The 5,033-nt window shown below is 69.3% G+C and carries 5 protein-coding genes; 2 read left to right on the plus strand and 3 right to left on the minus strand.

Annotated features, from left to right (window positions below; translation table 11 throughout):
- Both B3547_RS21110 and B3547_RS21115 read left to right on the plus strand, forming a co-directional pair.
- Positions 1 to 1,421 (plus strand): alkaline phosphatase family protein (locus tag B3547_RS21110; RefSeq protein WP_292966782.1); only part of this gene is annotated, 1,421 nt, incomplete at its 5' end.
- A 41-nt stretch (positions 1,422 to 1,462) separates the two neighbouring features.
- Positions 1,463 to 2,680, plus strand: coding sequence for a UbiH/UbiF/VisC/COQ6 family ubiquinone biosynthesis hydroxylase (locus B3547_RS21115; protein ID WP_125956880.1), 1,218 nt, complete (start codon positions 1,463 to 1,465; stop codon positions 2,678 to 2,680).
- A gap of 3 nt (positions 2,681 to 2,683) precedes the next feature.
- On the opposite strand, the gene B3547_RS21120 is transcribed toward B3547_RS21115, so the two are convergent.
- From B3547_RS21120 to hemC, 3 genes are all read right to left on the minus strand, one after another.
- Positions 2,684 to 3,604, minus strand: coding sequence for a hypothetical protein (locus B3547_RS21120; RefSeq protein ID WP_292966784.1), 921 nt, complete (start codon positions 3,602 to 3,604; stop codon positions 2,684 to 2,686).
- A 31-nt stretch (positions 3,605 to 3,635) separates the two neighbouring features.
- Positions 3,636 to 4,319, minus strand: coding sequence for a uroporphyrinogen-III synthase (locus B3547_RS21125; protein WP_292966786.1), 684 nt, complete (start codon positions 4,317 to 4,319; stop codon positions 3,636 to 3,638).
- 16 nt (positions 4,320 to 4,335) lie between these two features.
- Positions 4,336 to 5,033: hydroxymethylbilane synthase (gene hemC, locus B3547_RS21130; RefSeq protein WP_292966788.1), on the minus strand; the 698-nt coding region annotated here is incomplete at its 5' end.

Below are 5,033 nucleotides of genomic sequence, written 5' to 3' on the forward strand. Positions count from 1 at the left end.
CGACCGAGACGTGCCCCGGCCATTCCACGATCCTGACCGGCAATCGCCCGGCGCACACCGGGATCATCGCCAACAACTGGATCGACCTGTCCGCCGCGCGCGACAACAAGGTGATCTATTGCGCCGAGGACGAGACCAGGACGGCGGCGAATCCCAAGGACTACGTCGCCTCGGTGGGGCATCTGATGGTGCCGACGCTGGGCGAGCGGATGAAGCAGGCCAACCCCGCCAGCCGCAACGTCGCGGTTTCGGGCAAGGACCGCGCCGCGCTGATGATGGGCGGCCATGTGATCGATCAGGTCTATTGGTGGAAGGGCAACGCCTTCACCACGCTGGAGGGCCGTTCGCTCGGCCCGACGGCGGTGGCGGAGAACGCGGCGGTGGCCAAGGTGCTGGCCGCCGGCGCGCCGGCGTTCGATCTGCCGGCATGGTGCGTGGCGAAGGACCGCGCGATCACCGCCGGCACCGCCACGGTCGGCACCGGCCGCTTCCCGCTGGCGAAGGACGATGCCACCGGCTTTCGCGTCTCGCCGCGCCTCGATCGCGCAACGCTCGATCTGGCGACGAAGCTGGTCGACGAACAGAAGCTGGGGCAGGGCAGCGCGCCCGACATGCTGGCGGTGAGCCTTTCCGCCACCGACTACATTGGCCACGGCACCGGCACGCAGGGCGCGGAAATGTGCATCCAGGTCCACCAGCTCGATCTGGCGCTGGGCGATTTCTTCGCCGGGCTGGACAAGCGCGGGATCGACTATGCCGTGGTGCTGACCGCCGATCATGGTGGGTTCGATATGCCCGAGCGGCAGCATGAACAGGCCATGCCGCAGGTGACGCGCGTCGATGCCGCGCTCCAGCCCGATGCCATCGGCAAGGCGGTCGCGGAAAAGCTGGGGCTCGATCCCAAGGGGCTGATCCGTTCCGACGGGCCGGCGGGCGACATCTGGTTGCGCCGGGATCTGACGGCGGAGCAGAAGGCCCGCGTCACCGAGGAAGCCAGGGCGATGTTCGCCGCGCATCCGCAGGTGGCCGCCGTGTTCACCGCCGCCGAAATCGCGGCGACGCCGATGCCATCCGGCTCGCCCGAGACGTGGTCGCTGATCCAGCGTGCCCGCGCCTCTTACTATGCGCCGCGGTCAGGCGATCTGCTGGTCCTGCTGAAGCGCGGCGTGGTGCCGATCGCCAAGCCGGGGCCGGGATATGTGGCGACGCACGGATCGCCGTGGGACTATGACCGGCGCGTGCCGATCCTGTTCTGGCGCAAAGGCATGACGCCGTTCGAGCAGCCGGGGCCCGTCGAGACGGTCGATATCGCGCCGACTCTCGCCGGTTTGATCGCGCTCAAGGCGCCCGAGGGGGCATTTGACGGAAGGTGCCTCGATCTCGATGCTGGACCGGGTGACACATGCGGAGCGAATCGTTGAGCGCAAGCGAATCTGAAATGGCCCCAATGACGGCCCCGGAGATGCCACCGGTGACGGCTGATGTCGTGATCCTGGGCGGAGGCCTTGTCGGCATGACGCTGGCGATCGGGCTGGCGCAGGCCGGCATCGCCAGCGTGGTGGTGGACAGCTCCGACCCGGCGGCGCAGACCGCCGACGGATTCGACGGCCGCGCCTCCGCCATCTCCACGGCAAGCTGGAACCTCTATACCAACCTCGGCATGGGTGAGGAACTCGCGGCCAAGGGCTGCCCCATCGACGCCATTGCGGTGACCGACGCCATGAAGCCGGGCCGGATCGATTTCCGCCCCGGCGCCGCCGATGGCTCGCTGGGCCGGATGTACGCCAACCGCGATCTGCGCATCGCGATGTATGCCGCCGCCGCGCGCGAGAAGGCGATCACGTTCCTGCCCAACGCCCATGTCGCCACCCGAGAACGCGACGAACATGGCGTGGCGGTGACGCTGACCGACGGGCGCGTGCTGAAGGGGCAGTTGCTGGTCGCCGCCGAGGGCCGCCGTTCGCCCACGCGCGACGAGGCGGGGTTCACGCCCGCGCGCTGGGACTATGGCCACCGCGCGATCATCACCGGGCTCTATCACGAAAAGCCGCATGAGAACGTGGCCTGGGAAGTGTTCTATCCGGCAGGGCCGTTCGCGCTGCTGCCGCTGCTGGACGAAGCGGACGGCACGCACCGTTCCGCGCTGGTCTGGACCGTGGCGGAAAAGGATGCGGCGGGCGTGCTGGCTCTGCCCGAAAGCGCGTTCCTGTCCGAAGTGGAAAAGCGGATGCACGGCATCTTCGGGAAGATCCGCCTCGCTTCGCCGCGATCGTCGTACCCGCTGAACTTCCACCACACCGCGCGGATCGTGGACACGCGGCTGGCGCTGGTGGGCGATGCGGCGCACGGGATGCACCCGATCGCGGGGCAGGGCCTCAACGTTGGCCTGCGCGACGTGGCGGCGCTGGTGGAAGTGCTGTCCGATGGTATGCGGCTGGGGCTGGACGCGGGCGACGCGCAGCTTCTGGCGCGCTACGAGCGCTGGCGCGCGGCGGATACCTTCATGGTGGCGGCGGCGACCGATGTGCTGACCCGCCTGTTCGGCATTCCGGGGCGCATTCCCAGCGCGATCCGCCGCTTCGGCATGGCGGGCGTGCAGCGCGCCGCGCCGCTCAAGCGCTGGTTCATGGACGAAGCGCGCGGGATGAGCGGGGCCTTGCCGGCACTGCTGCGCGGCTGAGGTCTAGCCCGCGGTTCCGGTAGAGGCTGTCGCCGCCGGTTGCGGCGCGGACGGCGGCAGGATCGGCCGTGACGGAACGATCGTGGCGGGCGGTGGCGGAGTGGGCGTGACCAGCGCGGCGGTTTCCAGCTGGTCGAGCGCGTGCTGGGTCATCACATAGTCGCGCGCGTGCGCCAGCCATTCGGTTGCCGCATCGTGGCCCGGCATCCGCTCCACTTCGATGATCGCCATGTCCACGCGGTTGCCGGCCAGGAAGCTGCGCACGCGGTCCACCCGCCGTTCGGGAGAGGGCGAGGGCATGTCGTCATGCCGGATCACGAACAGGTTGCCCATCTCGCGCTTGAACCACTGCCAGCCGCCTTCATCGGGCGAACCGCCGGTCAACTGGGGGCGCAGGCGTTCGAAGTCTTCGGACAGCGACCCCAGCGTCACGGGCTTGCCCGCCGCCGAGATCACACGGTCCACCGCATTGGGCTGGCTATCGCCGAAGCGGATGCGCAACTGTGTTTCCAGATAGCCCAGCTGCTGGCCGCGTTCGATGGCGCGGCGCGCGGCGAAGGCTGCCAGCAGCGCTTCCGCATGCGTCGCCTGCCCCGATGCGGCAGAGGCTTGCTGGTTGAGTTCGGCCAGCCGCTGTTCCAGCGCGGCGAGCTTGGCGGTTGCTCCGGCCACGGCGGCATCGTTTGCGGCCCTTTCACCGGCGCTGACGAGCGGCAGCGGTGTTGACGGCGTGGCAGGCGCTGCGGGGGAAGGGCCGAAATTCACGCCGTTGGCGCCGAGCGTCAGCAGCCCGTTTTTCCAGGCCAGCCAGCCGACGGCCACGGAAACAGCGACGAGTAACAGCAGCCCGACCAGAACGGTTGTCCAGCCACGCCGTCCGCGGCGCGGAATGCTTCCCGGCTGCATGGTTGTCGTATCCTGCATTTTACTTTTTCGTTTGTCCGTTGCCCCGATGTCACACGGTCTGGCACATTTGCAAGGCCAGCGCCAGCAGCGCGTGATCGGTTCTTTCCGGCGCTATTCCGGTCTTGAGCCAACCTTTCCCCGCCATTTCGCCGATTCGTGGTGCAAGGCAGGCAATCGCGATGGCGCGATGGTTTATATTCGATTCGGTTGTTTCTTTCGCGAAATGCCCCGCCGCTTCGCCGGAATGCAGCGCAACGATCGCGCCTTCCCGCAGGATCGTCTGCAAGGCCGGGGGCAAGGGGAGCGCGCGGACGGCATAGACCACCCGCGTTTCCAGCAACACTCCAGCCGGCTGCAGCAGCGGCACGCGCTCCTCTCCGGCAAGGCGCAGATACCGGCCGGCGGCCAAGTGCTCCACCACGGGTTGCAGCCCCCCGGAGCCGGTTTGGGCGACTTCGAAGCCGGCGGCGCGGGCCGCGTCCGCCGTGGCGGCGCCCACGGCATGAACGGGCAGGATGCGCAATGGCTCCAGCGTTGGCCCGCCGTGCCGGAAGACGTTGGCGCTCCCGGCGAGCAATCCCGTGAAACCATCGGGTGATGGCGCATCCCATGACAGCGGCGCGACCTCGAACAGGGGGAAGCCGCGCGCGTCGATGCCCATGGCGCGTGCGCGGTCCACGGTTTCGCGGTTACCCGGTTCGGGACGGATCACGATGAGCGGCAAGCCGGCCATGCCTTGTCCGTCCCGTTCAGTGCAGCGCCGTGCCATGGAAGTGGGCGCGGATGCCGTCGGGCGCTTCGGCTAGCAGGCGGTCGGCAAGGCGGGCGGGGGCTGCCTCGTCGCCGGCGGAGAAGCGCTCCGTCGCCTCCACGCGTAGCGCGCCGTCTGGACTGAACAGCGCCGCGCGCAGCGTCAGCCCATCGCCATCGGCCTGCGTATGAAGCGCGATGGGGCTGTGGCAGTTGCCGCCCAGCGCCAGCAGCAGCGCGCGTTCGGCGCGGACGGCGGCATGGGTCGGCGCGTGATCTATCGCGGCCAGCCAGCCGCGCAGATCGTGCCGCGTGGTCAGGCATTCGATGCCGATCGCGCCTTGCGCCGGAGCCGGAAGCCAGTGATCGGTGGGCAGCGGATGCCCTACACCCGTCTGGTTCAGCCGCGCGAGCCCGGCGGCGGCCAGCAGCGTGACGTCGGCTTCGCCGGCCTGCAACTTGGCGAGCCGGGTGGCGACGTTGCCGCGGAACGGCACGATCGAAAGGTCGGGCCGGGCGTGGAGCATCTGCGCTGCCCGGCGCGGCGCGCTGGTGCCCACCCGCGCGCCGGGGGGGATCGCCGCGACGCTTTCCGCGCCCACCAGCACGTCGCGCACGTCGGCGCGGGGCAGTACGGCGGCGATCGCCAGTTCCGCCGGGCGGATCGTTTCTACGTCCTTCATCGAATGGACGGCGA

Source organism: Novosphingobium sp. UBA1939, from assembly GCF_002336885.1.
Classification (GTDB): Bacteria; Pseudomonadota; Alphaproteobacteria; order Sphingomonadales; family Sphingomonadaceae; genus Novosphingobium.